Raw genomic sequence first — 17,863 nt, forward strand, 5'->3', positions numbered from 1 at the left:
GCATTGCCGGGTATGTGCCCGAACCGTAGTTGTGGACGCGGTCCCGAGGAGAACCGCGTCCGGGAGGAAAGTTACATGTTGTAGGCGCGCTCGGTGTGCTCGGTGATGTCGAGGCCTTCACGCTCGCTCTCGACATTGGCGCGGAGGCCAACGATCACATCGACGACCTTGTAGAGGATCGCCGAACCGATGCCCGACCACACCAGCGTGGTGCCGACGCCCCAGATCTGGGAGAGCATCTGCGCCGCGAAGTCGTAATCGGCGACCTTCGGCGGGATCGCGGTGTAGTCGATGATGCCAGCACCGCCGAGGGCGGGGTTGACGAGGATGCCGGTGCCGAGGGCGCCGACGATGCCGCCGACGCAGTGCACGCCGAACACATCGAGACTGTCATCGTAGCCGAGCGCGTTCTTCACGACGGTGCAGAAGAACAGGCAGACCACGCCGACGATCAGGCCGAGGACGATCGCACCCATGACGCCGGAGAAGCCGGCGGCAGGGGTGACGGCCACGAGGCCCGCGACAGCGCCGGAGATGACGCCGAGGACCGACGGGTGACCCTTGATGATCCACTCCGCGAACATCCACGACAGCGCGGCGGCTGCGGTGGCGACGAAGGAGTTGGTCATGGCCAGGGCCGCGCCGCCATTGGCTTCGAGGTTGGAGCCGGCGTTGAAGCCGAACCAGCCGACCCAGAGCAGCGAGGCGCCGATCATCGACATCGTCAGCGAGTGCGGAGCCATCAGCTCCTTGCCGTAGCCGACGCGCTTGCCGATCAGCAGAGCGCCGACGAGACCTGCGATGCCGGCGTTGATGTGCACCACGGTGCCGCCTGCGAAGTCGATCGCGCCCTTCTTGAAGATCCAGCCGGCGTCGGCGTTGATCTCGTCGAGCTTGGCCTGCGCCGCGGTCTTCGCCGCTGCGTCAGTTGCAGCAGCCAGAGCCTTGGCAGCGTCCTGGATCATGTCCGGGCCGGGCCAGTACCAGACCATGTGCGCGATCGGGAAGTAGATCAGCGTGACCCAGAGCGGAACGAACAGAGCGACCGCCGCGAACTTCATGCGCTCGGCAAAGGCGCCGACGATGAGGGCGGGCGTGATCGCCGCGAAGGTCATCTGGAAGCACATGTAGATGAGCTCCGAGATGTTGGCGTCGACCGAGAAGGTCGCGGCCTTCGTGTCGGTGGTGACGCCCATCATGAAGGCCTTGGAGAAGCCGCCGATGAAGTCGGAACCGCCGGTGAAGGCAAGGCTGTAGCCGTAGACGGCCCAGATCACGGTGACGACGCAGACGGTGTAGAACACCTGCATCAGAACGGAGAGCATGTTCTTGGAACGGACGAGGCCGCCGTAGAACAGCGCGAGACCCGGGATCGTCATCAACAGCACGAGCACTGTCGATGTCAGCATCCAGGCGTTGTCTCCCTTGTTGACCGTTGGCTCGGCATAGGCCGCGGTCGCAGCGAACATGCCGACTGCGAGAGCCGCCAATCCCGCGCCGTAGGGACGCTTAAACGTCATTGTATTCACTCCTGATTGGTAATGGTTGAGCGCGAAATCAGAGGGCCGCGGCATCGGCCTCGCCGGTGCGGATGCGAACCGCGTGGTCGAGGTTGATGACGAAGATCTTGCCGTCGCCGATCTGTCCGGTTTTCGCGGCGGATGTGATGGCATCGATGGTCTTGTCGACCTGGTCGGAGGCGACAGCGACTTCGATCTTGATCTTGGGCAGGAAGCTCACGGCATATTCGGCGCCGCGATAGATTTCCGTATGGCCTTTCTGGCGGCCATATCCCTTGACTTCCGTCACCGTGAGACCGTGAACGCCGATGGCGGTCAGGGCGTCCCGGACTTCTTCCAGCTTGAATGGCTTGATAATCGCCATAACAATTTTCATGGGTCCTATCCCCGCTTGGGCCCGGTCCGGACGTGGCCGGGCGTTTCTCGACTGGTTCGCCACGAGGGAGAAAGTTCACTACGCGGGCACAGCCACGACCCATAGAATCAAATGCCGTGCCAGATCGGGCGGCTTGCCTAACGGACTATGAAAACGGGTGTTTTCGCGTTTGGCGCGTGTTGCGCTGCAGTGCGCTAATACGTCGCGCTCAATACGTGACCACGGCTGAGCAAAAAACAGGCACGACAGGCTGCCGACACAATGATGCTCACGCGTCGGGCAGCCCAAAGGTAATCAGTTACAGGGGTGACGTGTTGGAGCGCCTTCTTGCGCGGCGAAATATCGAACCCGCTCGCGCCGTGCTCACAGGATGCGCGCAACGGAGCTGATCGGCCCGGGCCCCTGTCGGACGGTCAGGCAGCCTCGCGCTCGGAAAAAACCCGGTCGACCAATCCCCATTCGACCCCTTGCTGCGCGGTCATGAAGTGGTCGCGGTCAAGTGTCCGTTCCACCTCCGCCTCCGAGCGCCCGCAATGCTGCGCGTAGAGCCGGGTGATGCGCCGCTTGGTCTCCTGCATTTCGGTGGCATGAATCAGGATGTCGGAGGCCTGGCCCTGGAAGCCGCCGAGCGGCTGATGCACGTGGAGGCTTGCATTGGGCAGCGCGGCGCGGTGACCGGGTTCGCCGGCCATCAGCAGGAACGAGCCCATGGAGCGCGCGGTCCCCATGCACAGCGTATGAACCGGCGCCTTGATGAACTGCATTGTGTCGTACATGGCCAGCCCGCTCGTGATCACGCCGCCATAGGAATTGATGTAGAGATTGATCGGCCTGTTGGGATTCTCCGCCTCCAGGAACAGCAGTTGCGCGCAGACGAGGCCCGACATCGCGTCATTGACCTCGCCGTTAAGGAAGATGATGCGCTCGCGCAAAAGCCGCGAGTAGATGTCGAAGGATCGTTCGCCGCGGGCGGATTGCTCGACGACCATAGGGACGAGCTGAAGCATGTCGCGCATCGGCGACCTCCATATCTGCAGATGATGAAGTGGATGTGTTGTCAGGCTGCCGCGCGCATCATGCAGCAATTGCTATTGGCTGGTTTCGGCAGCTTTACGCCGATGTTGCAGGCTTGCTGGACGATGCGAACGCGGGTACCGCCATCTTCGTTCGGCTCGATCCGGAAGGTGACGTGGCTTTCGCGAAACGGCGGTTCGGAATCGCGAAGGCGATAGCTCACCTCTTCGCCCGGGATCGATGATTGAGGCTCAGCGCCCGCAAGGTCCGAATTCGGCAGCCAGCGCTCGCGCAACGCCGGAATGGTCACCGCGCGCCAGACTTTTGCCGGCGGTGCATCGAATTCGTATTCGAGCACCAGATTTGCGTCGGAATGATCAGGCTTCACGGCGTCGCTCATTGATCCATATCCTTCAAGAGATCGGCGAGGGCATCCATGCGTTTCGGCCAATAGGCGCGGTAGCGCGCAAGCCAGGCTCCGATGGCGACGATTCCGTCGGGATCAACTTCGTAATTCACAAACCGGCCCTGCCGCTGTTCGCGCACCAGGCCTGCCCCGCGCAGCACCGCAAGATGCTGCGACATCGCCGGCTGGCTGATCTCCAATCCGTCGCGCAAGGCGCTCGCATTCAGGCTTCCGCCGGCGAGCTTCTCAAAGACCTTGCGGCGGGTCGGGTCGGCCAGCGCCTTGAAGATGTCGGCTTCGATCATGCCAACACATAAGCATTTGCTTATGTGTTGCGCAAGTCCTGATTGTTGAAGCCCCGATTATTGAAGCGCTTCGCCGTGCTGAGAGATATCGAGCCCCTCGAGCTCGTGCTCGCGTGAGACTCGCAAGGGCACGAACAGCGCGACCAGCTTGAGCAGGACGAAGCTTACGCCCGCCGCCCAAACGAAGGTGACCGCGACCCCGTAGAGCTGGATCAGGAGCTGCCGCGGATGGCCCTCGAGCAGGCCGGCGGTGCCGCCGATCGCGCTGGTCGCAAACACGCCGGCCAGCAGGGTGCCGGTCAGGCCGCCGATGCCGTGGACGCCGAACACGTCGAGCGAATCGTCATAGTTGAAGCGGTGCTTCAGCCAGGTGCAGGCCCAGTAGCACACTGCGCCTGCGACGATGCCGATGACGATGCCATGCCATGGTGCGACGAAGCCCGAAGCCGGCGTGATGGTGCCGAGACCCGCGACCGCGCCGGAGATCATGCCGAGCACCGAAGGCTTGCGCCGGGTCGACCATTCGATCGCGCCCCAGGTCAGCGCGCCGGAGCAGGCCGCAAGATGCGTCGCGATGATCGCCAGCACCGCGCGCGAATTGGCCGCGCCGGCCGAGCCGCCGTTGAAGCCGAACCAGCCGACCCACAACAAGCCGGTGCCCATCACCGCGAGCGACAGATCGAACGGCGAGAGATTTTCGGTGCCGTAGCCGTGACGACGCCCCATCACCTTGGCGGCGACGAGGCCCGCGGTGCCGGCCGACAGATGCACGACGAGGCCGCCGGCGAAATCCAGCACGCCCATGCTGGCAAGGAAGCCGCCGCCCCACACCCAATGCGCCAGGGGAATGTAGACGAAGATGAACCAGCCGACCGAAAACACGAGATAGGCTGAGAACCGCATCCGGTCGGCGACCGCGCCCGCGACCAGCGCCACCGTGATGATGGCAAAGGTCATCTGGTAGAGCATGAACAACGCTTCCGGGATCGTCTTCGCCGCCGGGTTGACGCTGTCCATCGTCATGCCCGCGAGGAACCAGCGGTCGAGCGTGCCGATCCACGGACCGTCGCCGACGAAGCAGAGCGAATAGCCGAACGCGACCCAGAGAATGGAGATGATCGTCACCGCGGCGAGGCTCTGCGCCATGGTCGCAAGCACGTTCTTCTTGCGCACCATGCCGGAGTAGAACAGCGCCAGGCCCGGGATCGTCATCATCAGCACCAGCGCGGTGGCGACGATCATCCAGGCGGTGTCGGCGGTGTTGATCTGGAAGTCCGCGGCATGTGCCGGCACGGCAACGATCGACATAAGTCCGACCGGCGCAGCCATAACGGCCGCGCGGCGCAACAATCCCGCCATGTCATTTCCCCCAGCATAGAAATTGCGTCGCACGCTGTGGCGTCGTTGCCCGGTGCGATCGAAGAAGTTTTCTTAAAGCGCGTCGCTGTCGGTTTCGCCGGTGCGGATGCGCAGCGCGTGGTCGATCGGCGTGACGAAGATCTTGCCGTCGCCGATCTGCCCGGTGCGCGCGGTCGCGGTGATCACGGCGACCGCCTTGTCGGCGACGTCGGAGGCGACTGCGATCTCGATGCGGAGCTTCGGCAGGAAGTTCACGACATATTCGGCGCCGCGATAGATCTCGGTGTGGCCCTTCTGGCGGCCATAACCCTTGACCTCGGTCACGGTCATGCCATGGACGCCGATCGCCGTCAGCGCCTGGCGGACTTCATCGAGCTTGAAGGGTTTGATGATCGCGACGACGAGTTTCATGGTCAGGCCTATTCCCCGGGGATGCGTCGCGCCGTATGTCCCCGGCGCAGCGTCAATCTGGCATCTTTCCGGGCAAATGGCATAAAAATGTTGCAGATTGAAGCGGAAAAACGTTTGGCCAAGGGGGGCCATGTGAACGGCCGCCTCTGTACAGGGCAGCCGTTCATCCCTCACAATGCATTTTTGGCATGGATGCGTGAACCCAAGCGTTCCGGCCGGTACATAAGTATGTTTGAGGGGGACGCTTCATGGCGAGTTGGTTCTACGCATCCGAGGGCAAGCAGCAGGGGCCCTATCCGGAAGGGCAATTCCGCGACCTGGTCGCGCAAGGGATCGTGCGCCCGGATACGCTGGTGTGGTCCGAGGGCATGGCCGGCTGGCAGAAGGCCGCCGAAATCCCCGGCCTGATCGGCGGCGGTGCGCCTCCGATGATCCCCGCCGGCGGCCCGCCGATGATGGGTGGCGGTGGTTACGCCGATGCCGGCTACGCTGGCACTGGCACCGGTGCTGGCGGAGGAGCGCTGGCGGTCGATTTCGGCATCCTCGAGTTCACCTGGCGCTCGCTCGTGCTGCTGATCGGCTCGTGCTTCGTCATTCCGGTGCCATGGCTGTTCGTTTGGTACACGAAATGGATCGTGCCCTGTGTGAAGGTGCCCGGCCGGCCCAATCTCAGCTTCACCGGCAATGCGATGACGCTGGTGCCGTGGTTTTTCGGCTTTATCGTTCTGGCGATCGTGATCGGCCTCCTCGGCATTCCGCTGCTGAGCAATCTGCTGTTCATCGCGCAGATCGTTCTCTACTGGCTCCTGATCAAATGGATGGTCGCGAATCTCGCTTCCAACGGGCAGCCGCTCGGCCTGAGCTTCACCGGCACGGTCTGGGCCTATGTCGGCTGGAGCCTGCTGTTTGCGATCTCGATCATCACCATCATCGGCTGGGCTTGGGTCGCCGCCGCTCAGATGCGCTGGTTCTGCCGCAGCATCGAAGGCACGCGGCGCGAGATCGTCTTCAACGGCAGCGGTCTCGGGATTCTCTGGCGGGGCATCGTGGCCGCATTCCTGTGCGGCTTCATCATCCCGATCCCGTGGGTGTATCGCTGGATCATGAACTGGTTCGCGTCGGAGACCGTGCTCGCTCCGCGCGGGTCGCGCCAGGCATAAGCTGCCAGGCCTGATCCGCAAGGCCATGATCCGCTAAGCCATGATCTGCTAAGCCATGAGCGCGATCAGTCGCGCTCATGGCGATCAGGTTTTCCGTGCGCCCGGGTATCAGGCCTGGATGGCCAGTTGCGCGGCGATTGCTTCCGCAACCGCGCGCATGTCGCGCGCCAGCGCCAGCGAGGTCGCGCGATCCAGCTGGCTGCCGAGGCCGACGGCTGCGATGGTGTGCGAGATCGTCCCCTTTGCGTTCAGGACCGGCACGGCGACGATCGTCACGCCGGCAATGTAATTGCCGCGATCGATGCTGAACCCCTGCTTGCGCACCTGGTCGATCTCCTTGCGCCAGGCATCATAGGTCGGTGCGTTATGCCAGCGCAGCAAACGGAAACGCTTCTCGATCTCCTTCTCCGGCTGGCCGCTGAAGGCGGCAACGCAGCGGCCGGTGGCGCTGATCAATGCCGGAAAACGGCTTCCGATGTCGACATGAAGCCGCACCGGCGCCTGGCTGCGCGCTAGTGCTACGACGATCATGTTGTCGAGGTCCGGCACCTCGACGCCGATCGCCATGACGCCGTAGCGACTTGAAAGCTCATCGAGCTTCGGTCGCATCAGGCCGGGAAAGTCGGCCGCATTCTCGAGCACGGCGCGTGCCAGCGGCAGCATGCCGACGCCAAGGCTGTAGCGTTTGGTCTGCGGATCGACCTGCAGCAGATCCTCCGCCAGCAGCGCGCGCACGATGTGCAACGCAGTGCTCGGCACCAGTTCGAGATTCTCCGCAATCGCCTTGAGACCCAGCGGCGTGCGGCTGCGGCTGAGCAGGCGGAGGATGGCGACGGCGCGCGTGACCGCGGGGACGGCACGGACGCGGGGTGATTTGGCATTCGGCATGATCGTATCGGTACAACAGCGGCCGGTGCGCAACAACATCATCCCATCTCACCGCGGCAGCGCCGGCACGGCTTTGATCGTCATCGTCGCGCCGCATGCAGCGCTCGTGTTGATACGCCATAATTGTACATATACAATTAGTGGTGCTATTTGACAATTAACGCGGCGTCGGTATCTTGCCGGTCATGACCAAGCTGACCGACTACACGAGCTACGCGGCCGCGCAGACGATCTTCTCTCCCGAGAAGCTCTGGGAATTGTTCGACGGCGATCGCGCGCAGCTGAACATCGCGCATGAATGCATCGACCGGCACGCCGGCCGTTCCAATCCGGCCGTGATCGTCGTTCGCGCGGACGGGCCGGACGAGGTGCTGAGCTTTGCCGAGCTTGCGGAAGCGTCCTCGCGCTTCGCGCATGATCTGGTGAGCCGCGGGATCAAGGCCGGCGACCGCGTCGCGATCATGCTGGAGCCTTCGCGCGCCTTCTACGTGTCGGTGTTCGGCGCCATGAAGGCCGGCGCCATCGCCGTGCCGCTGTTCACGCTGTTCGGACCTGATGGCGTCAAGCTGCGCGTCGACGATTGCAAGCCGCGGCTGATCGTCACGAATGCGGAAAAGGCACCGCTTCTCGCCGGGATCGGCACCGAGGTCGTCGTCGCCGACGACGCTTTCCTGGACGGCCTGCAGCGCTTTGCGCCGCACTTCACGCCCGACACGGCGGCCGACGCGATGGCGCTGTTTCAATATACCTCGGGCACGACACGCGAGCTGCCCGAAGCGGTCAAGCACACCCATCGCTCGATCGTGACGCTGATGGTGGCGGCGCTGTACGGCACCGGCCTGCGCCCGGGCGATCGCTTTATCTGCCCGTCATCGCCGGCCTGGGGCCACGGGCTCTGGCACGGCACGCTGGCGCCGCTGGCGCTCGGCATCACCATCGGAGCCTATGCCGGCAAGTTCAACCCGGAGCGTTTGCTGGCTGCGCTCGAGCAGCATCGCTTCACCAACATCTCCGCGGCCGCCACGCATTACCGCATGATGCGGAATTCCGGCGCCGCGCCGCGCTACCGCTACGTGCTGGAAAAGATGTCGTTCACCGGCGAGCCGATCGACAGCGAGACGGCAGCTTTCGTCAACGACACTTTCGGCCATCAGGTCTGCAGCATGTACGGCACCACCGAGATCGGCGTGATCCTGGTGAGCTATCCCGGTGCGCACGACTTCGCCGTCAAGCCTGGATCGCTGGGCAAGCCGATCCCCGGTGGCCGCGTCGAGGTGCAGGACCCTGAAGGCCAGCAGTGCGCGCCCGGCGTGACAGGCGAGCTGAAGGTCTGGCGCCGCGGCGCCTGGATCGCGACCAAGGACCTCGGGCGCATCGACGAGGACGGATACTTCTACCACGGCGGCCGGGCCGACGACGTCATCATCTCGGCCGGCTGGACCATGAGCGCCGTCGAGATCGAGGACGCGATCCTGAAACATCCGCAGGTGCGCGAGGCCGCCGCTATCGGCGTGCCGGATCCGCTCCGTGGACAGGTGGTGAAGGCCTTCGTGGTCACCGAGCGGCCGGGCGATACGGCCTTCGAACACGAAATCCAGGACGTCGTGCGCCAGCGCCTCAGCCACCACGAATATCCGCGTCTCGTCAGCTTTGTCGCGGAGCTGCCGAAGACGCCGGCCGGCAAGGTCAACCGCAAGGTTCTGCGTGACCGCGAAGCGATCAAGCAATCAGAAGCCAAGCAATCAGAAGCAATGAGCTAGAGGAAGGAACGTCACATGCTGGACAAGACCGAAAGCAGGTTTCCGAAAATCACCGAAGAGGGTCTCGACGATCTGCGCAAGCGCATCGGCGTCAACATCGGCGTGACCGCCGAGCCCTGGTGCTACGAGGCGACGCGCGACAACATCCGTCACTACGCGCACGGCATCGGCGACGACAACCCGCTCTGGTGCGATCCCGACTACGCCGCCAAGACGAGCTATGGCGGCATCGTCGCGCTGCCGAGCTTCCTGTTCTCGACCAGCCGCATCGTGTCGGGCTATGTCGGCGGCATGCCCGGCGTGCACGCCATGTGGTCGGGTGCGGACTGGACCTGGCACAAGGCCGTCAGGCGCAATGACGTGATTTCGACCGAGGCCAAGCTCAAGGATCTCGTCGAGCACCAGACCCGTTTTGCCGGCCGTGCGATCCAGCAGACCTATCACGTCGATTTCTTCAACCAGCAGGGCGACCTCGTCGCCGAAGCCGACAGCTGGTGCTTCCGCACCGAGCGCGACCACGCGCGCGAGCAGGGCACCAAGTACAAGGAGGTCAGGGCCCGCGAGCCGCGCCGCTACAGCGACGAGGAGCTGGCCGCGGCCTACAAGCATTATGCCGAGGAGCGGATTCAGGGCTCGCGGCCGCGCTACTGGCAGGACGTCACCGAAGGCGAGGCGCTGCCGGTGATGCTGAAGGGCCCGATGACCGTCACCGGCTTCATCGCCTATGCGCAGGGCTGGGGCGGTCTCTACATCCGCGCCAACAAGCTTGCCTGGAGGCTGCAGGACGCGCATCGCGGTCTCGGCATTCCGAATCGCTTCAATATTCCCGATTGCCCCGAGCGCGTGCACTGGGAAGAGGAATTCGCGCTCGAAGTCGGCGCGCCCGGCGCCTATGATTACGGTCCGGAGCGCTGCTCCTGGCTCACCCATCACCTCACCAACTGGATGGGCGATGACGGTTTCCTGCGCCGTGCGACCTGCAAGATCCGCCGGCACAATCCCGAGGGCGACATCCTGTTCATCAAGGGCAAGGTGAAGCGCAAGTTCGTCGAGAACGGCCGACACCTCGTCGAAATCGAGCAGGAAGCGCGCAACCAGGACGACGAACTGTCCGTGCTCGGCACCGGCATCGTGGAATTGCCGAGCCGTAGCTGACAACAACCAACTGGGCGAATGAGCATGCCCGCAACCGAACTCACGCGCGGAGCGGTGACCGGCCTCAAGGTCGTCGATCTCTCGCGCGTGCTGGCGGGGCCGCTGTGCACGCAGATGCTGGCCGATCATGGCGCCGATGTCGTCAAGATCGAGCCACCGTCGGGCGATGAGACCCGCGGTCTCGGACCACCCTTCGACGCAGCCGGGCAGGCCGCGTATTTCGGCGCCGTCAACCGCGGCAAGCGTGGCATGGCGCTCGACCTGTCGCGTGCCGAGGGACGCGCGGTGCTCGAAGCCCTGCTCGAGGACGCCGACGTGCTGGTGGAGAACTTCCTGCCGGGCACCATGGAGCGCTGGGGGCTCGGATACCAGACTCATCTGTCCGAACGCTTTCCGCGCATGATCTACTGCGCCATCTCGGGCTTCGGCGCCGACGGGCCGCTCGGCGGGCTGCCGGGCTATGATGCGGTGCTCCAGGCCATGTGCGGCCTGATGAGCATCAACGGGACGGAAGGTTCGGGCGCCACGCGCGTCGGCGTCCCCATCGTCGACTACGTCACCGGATACAATGCGCTCACGGGCGTATTGCTGGCGCTTGCGGCGCGGGAGCGGACCGGACGGGGGCAGCGTGTCGAGGTGACGCTGTTCGATACCGCGCTCGCCCTCCTGGTCCCGCACGCGGCGAACTGGCTCTGCTCGGGGAATGTGCCCGGTCGTCTCGGCAGCGCACATCCCAACATCGCGCCTTACGACAAATTCGCGGCGGCCGACGGCGAGATATTTCTCGGCATCCTCAATGACGGTCAGTTCCGCCGCTTCTGCCAGAAGGTCCGGCGCGGCGATCTGCTGGACGATCCGCGCTTCCGCACCAATGCCGACCGGCTTCGGCACGTCACAGCCCTTCGCGCTGAGCTGGAGCGGACGCTTGCGGCGTTCAAGTCTGACGATCTCTGCCGCGACCTGATGCAAGCCGGCGTTCCCGCCGGCGCCGTCAACACCGTGCCGCAGGCGTTTGCGCAAGCCCATGTCGCCCACCGCGGCATGCTGGTCGAAAGCGAGGGCCATCCCGCCCCCGGCATTCCCGTGAAGCTCGCGCAGACGCCCGGCGGTACCGGACGACGACCGCCGCGATTCGGCGAACATACCCGCGAAATCCTGGCGGAGGCTGGTCTCGACGAGGCGATGATAGACCGTCTGATCGATGCAGGCATCGTCACGTCGCCAGGGAAGGAATTCGCGCAACGATAAGAAGGCGATCACGACAACAATCAAAATAAGCAAAACAAGAGGAAACGATCATGCTGAAATCCGCGAGATGGGCCGTGGGATTGCTGGCCCTGCTATGGAGTTGCGCGAGCATTGCGCAAACCTATCCGACCAGGCCGGTCAGGATCATCGTTCCCTATCAGGCGGGCCAGGGTACCGACGTCGTGGCGCGATACCTCGCCGATCATCTGTCGCGGACGTTGGGCCAGCGTTTCTATGTCGAGAACAAGCCCGGCGCCGGCGGCAATATCGGGGCCGAGCAGGCGGCGCATGCGGAGCCCGACGGCTATACGCTGCTGATGGGCACCAACGCCACCCAGACCATGAACGAGTTCATGTATCCGTCGATGGGTTTCGCGCCGGACAAGGATTTCGCCCCGATCATCCTGGTCGGCAAGCTGCCGCTGGTGATCACGGCCAGTCCGTCGTTTGCCGGAAACAGCGTGGCCGAGCTGATCGCAGCGGCCAAGTCGAAGCCTGACAAGATCGACATCGCCCTGCCGAGTACGACCGCGCGCGTCATCTTCGAATTTCTCAAGGAGATGACCGGCGCGCCGATGTTCGGCGTTCCCTACAAGGGATCGGCGACGGCGATGACCGACGTGCTCGGCGGGCAGGTGCCTCTGATCATCGATACGGTCACGGCGGTGCGCACCCAGATCGACGACGGCAAGCTGAAGGCGCTCGGCATCACCGTGCTGAAGCCGAGCGAGCTGTTGCCCGGCGTGAAGCCCGTCGCCGAGCAGGGTGTGCCTGATTTCGAGATGGCGGGATGGAATGCCTTTTACGCGCCGCGCGACACGCCAGCGGCCATCATCGAGCTTCTGAACGGCGAGTTCGCCAAGGCATTGGCCCTGCCCGAGACGCGAAAGCGGCTACACGAGCTGGGACTCGATCCTGCCGGCGGAACGCCGGCGGACCTCGCTCGGTTCGAGACGAAGGAGCGGCGCAAATGGGGGCCGGTGATCAAGGCGACGGGCTTGCAAGGCGGCTGACGACCGCCGGCTAAAGCAGGATGTGATGAGGTTCGAATGCTGCAACGAGGGAGGTGTGCTCCCTCCCCCGCTTGCGGGGGAGGGCTGGGGAGAGGGTATCTCCACAATCGAGAACCCCCAAGAGGAGAGAGCCCTCACCCGGCGCGCGGGACGATGCTTCGCATCGCCCGGGCCGCGCCGACCTCTCCCGCAAGCGGGAGAGGTGCACCGAGCCCGCGGCCGCTTGATTCAACCTAAGCCCATTTCGCTCTACGCCTTGCGCTCCCGCACCGAGCCTTCCTGCGCCACCGAGGCGACCAGCGTGCCATCGGGCTTGAAGATGAGACCGCGGCTCAAGCCGCGGCCGCCGCGCGCGTTCGGCGAATCCTGCGCGTAGAGCAGCCATTCGTCGGCGCGGAACGGGCGGTGAAACCACATCGCGTGATCGAGGCTCGCCGGCATCATCTGCTTGTCGAACAGGGTGCGGCCATAGCGGGCCATGATCGCGTCGAGCAGCGAAAAGTCCGACGCATAGGCGAGCGCGCACAGATGCAGCGCGGGATCGTCAGGCAGCTTCGCGGCCGTGCGGATCCAGATATGGATGCGGCCGTCGTCGACCTTCTGGCCGAAATAGCGCCCAATCTCGACGGGGCGCAATTCGATCGGACGATCCATTTCGTAGTAGCGGCGGATGAACTCCGGCATCTCCTTGAACTGCGGCTGCTTTGCAACCTCCTCCGCGGTCAGCTTTTCCGGCGGCGGCACGTCAGGCATCTTGTCCTGGTGATCGAACGCGCTTTCCTCTTCGGCGTGGAACGAGACCATGATGGAGAAGATCGCGTTGCCGTGCTGGATCGCGGTGACACGGCGGGTCGAATAGCTCTTGCCGTCGCGCAGGCGCTCGACCTGGTAAATGATCGGGACCTGCGGGTCGCCCGGCAGGATGAAATAGCAATGCAGCGAATGCGGCAGCCGGCCCTCGACGGTCCGGCAGGCCGCAACCATCGCCTGCCCGATCACCTGGCCGCCGAACACCCGCTGCCAGTCCGTCTTCGGGCTGTTGCCGCGGAACAGGTTCACCTCGAGCTGTTCGAGGTCGAGGATCGAAATCAGGTCGAACAGGCTCTTGGACATGGCGTGAACTTTCTCAGCTCGTCATTCCGGGATGCGCCGGAACGGCGCAGGCCCGGAATCCATAACCCCGGCTTGTGGTTATGGATTCCGGGCTCGCGACCTTGTCGCGCCCCGGAATGACACATTGGGCCGTTCCGCCCTTGTTTCACCTCACTGTTTCGCCCAGCTATAGTCTGCTAGCAAGACCAAGAATTGACTGGGGTTTTGGTATGTCGGTACAGGGTAGCATTGTCATTGGCGGCGGCGCGTTTGCCGGCCTCGCACTGGCTCTGGCATTACGCCAGGGGCTGGGACCCGAGATTCCCGTCATCGTCGCCGACCCCGCGCTCGGCACACGTCCGAGCCGCGACCCCCGCGCCACCGCGATCGTGGCCGCCTGCCGCCGCCTGTTCGAGGCGATCGGCGCCTGGGACGACGTCAGGGCCGAGGCCCAGCCGATCCTCGACATGGTCGTCACCGACTCGAAGCTGGAAGACGCCACCCGTCCGGTATTCCTGAATTTCGCCGGCGACGTCGCGCCGGGTGAGCCCTTTGCCCACATGGTCGAGAACCGCCGCCTGATCGATGTGCTGGTGGTGCGCGCCGAGGCCGAGGGCATCGATCTGCGCGCCACCACGGTCGCTTCCTATGATGCACGCGCCGAGGGCATCGACGTGACGCTTGGCGATGGCAGCGTGATCGCGGCGAGCCTTCTGGTCGCCGCCGACGGCGCCAAGTCGAAGCTGCGCGAACGCGCCGGCATCGCCACCCATGGCTGGGAATATGACCAGTCCGGCATCGTCGTCACCGTCGGCCACGAGCGCGATCACGAAGGCCGCGCCGAGGAGCACTTTCTGCCCGCGGGCCCCTTCGCGATCCTGCCGCTCTCGGGCAAGCGTTCCTCGCTGGTGTGGACCGAGCGCCGAGCTGAAGCCGCGCGCATCATCGCGCTCAGCGACGAGGAGTTTCACGCCGAGCTCGAGCAGCGTTTTGGTCTGCATCTCGGCGAGGTGAAGGCGCTCGACAAGCCGCGCGCCTTTCCGCTGTCCTATTTCGTCGCGCGCTCCTTTATCGCCGAGCGCCTCGCGCTGGTCGGCGATTCCGCCCATGTCATCCATCCCATCGCGGGCCAGGGTCTCAACATGGGCCTGAAGGATGTCGCAGCATTGGCCGAAGTCGTCGTCGATGCGGCGCGACTCGGCATGGATCTCGGCGGCGCCGACGTGCTCGAGCGCTACCAGCGCTGGCGCCGTTTCGACACCATGGCGATGGGCGTCGCCACCAACTCGCTGAATTTCCTGTTCTCCAACCAGTCGACCCTGTTGCGCTCGTTGCGCGACATCGGCCTCGGCCTGGTCGACCGCGCCCCGCCGCTGAAGAATCTTTTCATCCGGCAGGCGGCTGGGCTGACGGGCGAGATTCCAAGGTTGTTGAAGGGCGAGGCGCTGTAGGCGAAGGTTGGCGCTCCACTCTCCGCCGTCGTCCCGGACAAGCGAAGCGCAGATCCGGGACCCATAACCCCAGGGAGAAGTTTGGCGATGACTCGGAGTTGCCAGCGCGTCCTATAACCACTCCCTGTGGTTATGGGTCCCCGCGTTCGCGAGGACGACACTGAGTTTGTTGCGAGGTCATCGCGCCAAACTCTCGCCCCCTCAATCGATCTTCCGCGCCTCTTCCGGCAGCATGATCGGGATGCCGTCGCGGATCGGATATGCGAGCTTTGCGGAACGCGAGATCAGCTCCTGCTTTGCGGAATCGAACTCCAACGGGCCCTTGGTCAGCGGGCAGACCAAAATCTCCAGCAATTTGGGATCGACGCTGTTTTCGGGGCGTTCGGTGGTCGCGTTCATCGGTGTCTCCGGCGGTCAGTTGCCTCTAGCACAGAAAATCGCGGTCTAGGCGGAAACCATCCGCATAATTTCGTCCAGCAGGCCCTGGAGCCGCGCCGCCGGCACGGGCGTGCCCGACAAGGCAAAGCCGAGAAACGTCCAGTACAGGATCTGCGCGCGCGCCTGCGCCACTGCCGGCGCGAGTCCCCGCTTCGCCAGCAGCGCCTCGATATAGTCGACCCTGCGCCGGTCGATCGCGCGGACCGCGCCTTGCGCGGCCGCATCGAACGCCGCCCAGTTGCGCGCGGCGCGTTCGAGATCGAGCCTCGCGCCGAAGGATCGTTGCAGCAGCGCCCTCAACGGCTCGTCGCCCGCGGCTTCCACGTCGGCTATGATCTGCTCGGCCGCGATCTCGCGCCAGCGCTTCAGCACGGCGGCATGAAACGCGCCGAGATCGGCAAAGTGCCAATAGAAGCTGCCGCGCGACACGCCCATGGCTTTTGCCAGCGGATCGGCCTTCAGCGCCGTGAAGCCGCTTTTGGCGAGTGCCTTGAGACCAGCGTTGATCCAGTCGTCGGCGGAGAGTTGTTCGGCCATGTCGGGGTCCCGCAATCCAGCCATACACTAGTGTATTGACAGCCGGCAGGCGAGCGATTAATCCTCCATACATATCTGTATGGAGGCATCGATGCGTGATCTCTTGCTCCAGTGCGCGGGCGTCCTGACCATCGTCGTGGCCCTCATCCACGGTTACCTCGGCGAGGCCAGGGTCTTTGCCCACGCCACCATCGAACCGGAGCGGCTCCGCACCCTGATCCGCCTGGTCTGGCAGGCCTCGACCGTCGCCTGGATCGGCGGCGGCGTGCTGCTGATCGCGGCGCCCTGCATGGGCTCGGAGGCGGCACGCCACTGGATCGTCATCACCATGGCCTGCGTGTTCGGCTTCTCCGCTCTCGCGAACGCCTGGGCGACGCGCGGACGCCATTTCGGCTGGATGATGCTCAGCGCGGTCGTCGTGATGGCGGTCGCGGGCTACTAGGTGCGCTGCATCCGGAATACGCGTCATCGAACCTGTGAGACGTAAGGCCGCAGCAGCCCTTCAAATGCGCGCGGACCACGGAGAGCGCTGATGTTTTTCGGATCGTTAGAATATTTCTAAATCACGCCGGCCCCGAACCGGATTGACTTCACCATCCCCTTTGCTTCCTTCGGTCCCGCTTCGCGCCACGCGCGCACACGACAGAGGAGGAGACGTTCGTGAAGGTCATTCGTGTTGTTGCAATTGCACTGACGGTCGGCATTGGGATGAGCTCGGCGGCCATGGCCGACGGCTTCAAGGACTGCACCAAGCTCGACAAGGCGTCGTGGAAGCCGGCGAGCGAAGCCGAAGCCAAGGCCAAGGCGCTCGGTTACGAGGTGCGGCGCTCCAAGATCGAAGGTTCGTGCTATGAGGTCTACGGCGTCAAGGAAGGCAAGCTTTACGAGCTGTTCTACAGCCCGGAAGACCTGAGCCTGAAGAAGACAGTTGCCAAGTAAAGCTTCAAGTAAGGCTTGAGGGATAGTCGCGGCTTGATCGAAGAAGCGGTGCCAGAAACGCGCGGGGCGTCCGACAGGACCCCCGCGGATAGACCTGCATCGCGGACGGTCGCAGTCTGGGACCTCCCGCTTCGCCTCTGGCACTGGGCCTTCGCGGCCAGCATTCTGGCCGCGTGGTTCACCCCCACTGTCTATGACAGCCTTCACCGGATCATCGGCTATACGGTGCTCGGGCTCCTCGCCTTCCGTCTGGTCTGGGGTTTTTGGGGAAGCCGTTATTCGCGCTTCCGCATGGTCGGCGTCAGGCTCCGCGCTTCGCCGGGCTATCTCTGGAATCTCCGCCGCGGCATGACCGGCCGCTACATCGGTCTCAATCCCGCCGGCAGCTTGATGATGGTGGCCCTGCTGCTCGCGGTCGCCGTCTCGGCAATCACAGGCGCGATGTCGGTGACGGTTACCTTCTTCGGCATCTGGTGGATCGAGGACACCCACGCCGTCGCATCGGACGCGGTCATCGTGTTGGTCGTTGTGCACGTGCTGGGCGTGGTGCTGATGGGGCTTCTTCAGCGCGAGAATTTGATCCGCGCGATGTTCACCGGACGCAAGCGCATCCGCGGTCATCACTGAAATTGTGTTGGAACAGCCAGGCCGCGGGCTCGGTCCAACCTCTCCCGCGTGCGGGAGAGGTCGCGGAGCGAAGCGACGCGGGTGAGGGTTCTATCCTCTGGGGGATTGTCCCGTTGCGGAGGCACCCTCTCCCCGACCCTCTCCCGCAAGCGGGCGAGGGAGCG

At 64.3% G+C, this 17,863-nt stretch carries 20 protein-coding genes; 9 read left to right on the forward strand and 11 right to left on the reverse strand.

Annotation, left to right across the window (positions count from 1 at the left end; genetic code table 11):
• Positions 1–71: 71 nt before the first annotated feature.
• The 7 genes from AB7532_RS01120 to AB7532_RS01150 all read right to left on the reverse strand — a co-directional run bounded on the left by AB7532_RS01120 (position 72) and on the right by AB7532_RS01150 (position 5,391).
• Entirely contained in the window at positions 72–1,520 is a 1,449-nt protein-coding gene (locus AB7532_RS01120) for an ammonium transporter (RefSeq protein ID WP_441233003.1), read from the reverse strand.
• A 37-nt stretch (positions 1,521–1,557) separates the two neighbouring features.
• Complete coding sequence (locus AB7532_RS01125; protein ID WP_008142813.1) at positions 1,558–1,896, reverse strand: P-II family nitrogen regulator; 339 nt, start codon at positions 1,894–1,896, stop codon at positions 1,558–1,560.
• Positions 1,897–2,309: 413 nt separating this feature from the next.
• Positions 2,310–2,912 carry an ATP-dependent Clp protease proteolytic subunit gene (locus tag AB7532_RS01130; protein WP_441233004.1) on the reverse strand — a complete coding sequence of 201 codons (603 nt, stop codon included), beginning with the start codon at positions 2,910–2,912 and terminating at the stop codon, positions 2,310–2,312.
• 41 nt (positions 2,913–2,953) lie between these two features.
• Complete coding sequence (locus AB7532_RS01135; protein ID WP_441233005.1) at positions 2,954–3,310, reverse strand: SRPBCC family protein; 357 nt, start codon at positions 3,308–3,310, stop codon at positions 2,954–2,956.
• Positions 3,307–3,621, reverse strand: a complete 315-nt coding sequence (locus tag AB7532_RS01140) for an ArsR/SmtB family transcription factor (RefSeq protein WP_441233006.1) — start codon at positions 3,619–3,621, stop codon at positions 3,307–3,309. Before AB7532_RS01140 ends, AB7532_RS01135 begins: the two co-directional genes overlap by 4 nt.
• A 57-nt stretch (positions 3,622–3,678) precedes the next feature.
• Entirely contained in the window at positions 3,679–4,980 is a 1,302-nt protein-coding gene (locus AB7532_RS01145; RefSeq protein ID WP_441233007.1) for an ammonium transporter, read from the reverse strand.
• A 72-nt stretch (positions 4,981–5,052) separates the two neighbouring features.
• Positions 5,053–5,391, reverse strand: a complete 339-nt coding sequence (locus tag AB7532_RS01150; RefSeq protein WP_008142802.1) for a P-II family nitrogen regulator — start codon at positions 5,389–5,391, stop codon at positions 5,053–5,055.
• 248 nt (positions 5,392–5,639) lie between these two features.
• On the opposite strand from AB7532_RS01150, the gene AB7532_RS01155 reads away from it, so the two are divergent.
• On the forward strand, positions 5,640–6,551 hold the full coding sequence (locus AB7532_RS01155) for a DUF4339 domain-containing protein (RefSeq protein ID WP_441233008.1): 912 nt from the start codon (positions 5,640–5,642) through the stop codon (positions 6,549–6,551).
• Between the two features lie 108 nt (positions 6,552–6,659).
• Here AB7532_RS01155 and AB7532_RS01160 read toward each other — a convergent pair whose 3' ends face one another.
• Positions 6,660–7,481 (reverse strand): IclR family transcriptional regulator, encoded by an 822-nt coding sequence (locus AB7532_RS01160; protein ID WP_441233009.1) that lies wholly within the window; start codon positions 7,479–7,481, stop codon positions 6,660–6,662.
• Between the two features lie 143 nt (positions 7,482–7,624).
• Here AB7532_RS01160 and AB7532_RS01165 point away from each other — a divergent pair, with 143 nt between their 5' ends.
• The 4 genes from AB7532_RS01165 to AB7532_RS01180 are packed head-to-tail and all read left to right on the forward strand — an operon-like array spanning position 7,625 to position 12,615.
• Positions 7,625–9,199, forward strand: a complete 1,575-nt coding sequence (locus tag AB7532_RS01165; protein ID WP_441233010.1) for an acyl-CoA synthetase — start codon at positions 7,625–7,627, stop codon at positions 9,197–9,199.
• Between the two features lie 15 nt (positions 9,200–9,214).
• Entirely contained in the window at positions 9,215–10,354 is a 1,140-nt protein-coding gene (locus AB7532_RS01170) for an FAS1-like dehydratase domain-containing protein (protein WP_441233011.1), read from the forward strand.
• 24 nt (positions 10,355–10,378) lie between these two features.
• Positions 10,379–11,602 carry a CaiB/BaiF CoA transferase family protein gene (locus tag AB7532_RS01175; protein WP_441233012.1) on the forward strand — a complete coding sequence of 408 codons (1,224 nt, stop codon included), beginning with the start codon at positions 10,379–10,381 and terminating at the stop codon, positions 11,600–11,602.
• Between the two features lie 50 nt (positions 11,603–11,652).
• Entirely contained in the window at positions 11,653–12,615 is a 963-nt protein-coding gene (locus tag AB7532_RS01180) for a Bug family tripartite tricarboxylate transporter substrate binding protein (protein WP_441233013.1), read from the forward strand.
• Positions 12,616–12,864: 249 nt separating this feature from the next.
• Here AB7532_RS01180 and tesB read toward each other — a convergent pair whose 3' ends face one another.
• Positions 12,865–13,728, reverse strand: coding sequence for an acyl-CoA thioesterase II (gene tesB, locus AB7532_RS01185; protein ID WP_441233014.1), 864 nt, complete (start codon positions 13,726–13,728; stop codon positions 12,865–12,867).
• Between the two features lie 209 nt (positions 13,729–13,937).
• On the opposite strand from tesB, the gene AB7532_RS01190 reads away from it, so the two are divergent.
• A complete protein-coding gene (locus AB7532_RS01190; protein WP_441233015.1) occupies positions 13,938–15,158 on the forward strand; it encodes a ubiquinone biosynthesis hydroxylase in 1,221 nt (406 codons plus the stop codon).
• A gap of 201 nt (positions 15,159–15,359) precedes the next feature.
• Here AB7532_RS01190 and AB7532_RS01195 read toward each other — a convergent pair whose 3' ends face one another.
• Together AB7532_RS01195 and AB7532_RS01200 are read right to left on the reverse strand one after the other, a co-directional pair.
• The gene (locus tag AB7532_RS01195) at positions 15,360–15,557 is read right to left on the reverse strand and encodes a Trm112 family protein (RefSeq protein WP_441233016.1); all 198 of its coding nucleotides are present in this window, start codon (positions 15,555–15,557) and stop codon (positions 15,360–15,362) included.
• Positions 15,558–15,602: 45 nt separating this feature from the next.
• The gene (locus AB7532_RS01200; protein ID WP_441233017.1) at positions 15,603–16,133 is read right to left on the reverse strand and encodes a TetR/AcrR family transcriptional regulator; all 531 of its coding nucleotides are present in this window, start codon (positions 16,131–16,133) and stop codon (positions 15,603–15,605) included.
• A gap of 91 nt (positions 16,134–16,224) precedes the next feature.
• On the opposite strand from AB7532_RS01200, the gene AB7532_RS01205 reads away from it, so the two are divergent.
• The 3 genes from AB7532_RS01205 (at position 16,225) to AB7532_RS01215 (ending at position 17,699) form a co-directional block, all read left to right on the forward strand.
• Positions 16,225–16,575, forward strand: coding sequence for a hypothetical protein (locus AB7532_RS01205; protein ID WP_441233018.1), 351 nt, complete (start codon positions 16,225–16,227; stop codon positions 16,573–16,575).
• A gap of 218 nt (positions 16,576–16,793) precedes the next feature.
• The gene (locus tag AB7532_RS01210; protein ID WP_441233019.1) at positions 16,794–17,072 is read left to right on the forward strand and encodes a PepSY domain-containing protein; all 279 of its coding nucleotides are present in this window, start codon (positions 16,794–16,796) and stop codon (positions 17,070–17,072) included.
• 33 nt (positions 17,073–17,105) lie between these two features.
• On the forward strand, positions 17,106–17,699 hold the full coding sequence (locus AB7532_RS01215) for a cytochrome b/b6 domain-containing protein (RefSeq protein ID WP_441233020.1): 594 nt from the start codon (positions 17,106–17,108) through the stop codon (positions 17,697–17,699).
• The last annotated feature ends 164 nt before the right edge of the window (positions 17,700–17,863 follow it).

It is taken from the genome of Bradyrhizobium sp. 930_D9_N1_4, assembly GCF_052076015.1.
Taxonomy (GTDB): Bacteria; Pseudomonadota; Alphaproteobacteria; order Rhizobiales; family Xanthobacteraceae; genus Bradyrhizobium.

Coding starts and splice junctions, on each gene's coding strand:
- AB7532_RS01120 (WP_441233003.1), bottom strand. CDS start 1,520: ATGACGTTTAAGCGTCCCTACGGCGCGGGATTGGCGGCTCTCGCAGTC.
- AB7532_RS01190 (WP_441233015.1), top strand. CDS start 13,938: ATGTCGGTACAGGGTAGCATTGTCATTGGCGGCGGCGCGTTTGCCGGC.
- AB7532_RS01160 (WP_441233009.1), bottom strand. CDS start 7,481: ATGATGTTGTTGCGCACCGGCCGCTGTTGTACCGATACGATCATGCCG.
- AB7532_RS01140 (WP_441233006.1), bottom strand. CDS start 3,621: ATGATCGAAGCCGACATCTTCAAGGCGCTGGCCGACCCGACCCGCCGC.
- AB7532_RS01135 (WP_441233005.1), bottom strand. CDS start 3,310: ATGAGCGACGCCGTGAAGCCTGATCATTCCGACGCAAATCTGGTGCTC.
- AB7532_RS01155 (WP_441233008.1), top strand. CDS start 5,640: ATGGCGAGTTGGTTCTACGCATCCGAGGGCAAGCAGCAGGGGCCCTAT.
- AB7532_RS01150 (WP_008142802.1), bottom strand. CDS start 5,391: ATGAAACTCGTCGTCGCGATCATCAAACCCTTCAAGCTCGATGAAGTC.
- AB7532_RS01165 (WP_441233010.1), top strand. CDS start 7,625: ATGACCAAGCTGACCGACTACACGAGCTACGCGGCCGCGCAGACGATC.
- AB7532_RS01175 (WP_441233012.1), top strand. CDS start 10,379: ATGCCCGCAACCGAACTCACGCGCGGAGCGGTGACCGGCCTCAAGGTC.
- AB7532_RS01200 (WP_441233017.1), bottom strand. CDS start 16,133: ATGGCCGAACAACTCTCCGCCGACGACTGGATCAACGCTGGTCTCAAG.
- tesB (WP_441233014.1), bottom strand. CDS start 13,728: ATGTCCAAGAGCCTGTTCGACCTGATTTCGATCCTCGACCTCGAACAG.
- AB7532_RS01125 (WP_008142813.1), bottom strand. CDS start 1,896: ATGAAAATTGTTATGGCGATTATCAAGCCATTCAAGCTGGAAGAAGTC.
- AB7532_RS01205 (WP_441233018.1), top strand. CDS start 16,225: ATGCGTGATCTCTTGCTCCAGTGCGCGGGCGTCCTGACCATCGTCGTG.
- AB7532_RS01170 (WP_441233011.1), top strand. CDS start 9,215: ATGCTGGACAAGACCGAAAGCAGGTTTCCGAAAATCACCGAAGAGGGT.
- AB7532_RS01130 (WP_441233004.1), bottom strand. CDS start 2,912: ATGCGCGACATGCTTCAGCTCGTCCCTATGGTCGTCGAGCAATCCGCC.
- AB7532_RS01195 (WP_441233016.1), bottom strand. CDS start 15,557: ATGAACGCGACCACCGAACGCCCCGAAAACAGCGTCGATCCCAAATTG.
- AB7532_RS01180 (WP_441233013.1), top strand. CDS start 11,653: ATGCTGAAATCCGCGAGATGGGCCGTGGGATTGCTGGCCCTGCTATGG.
- AB7532_RS01145 (WP_441233007.1), bottom strand. CDS start 4,980: ATGGCGGGATTGTTGCGCCGCGCGGCCGTTATGGCTGCGCCGGTCGGA.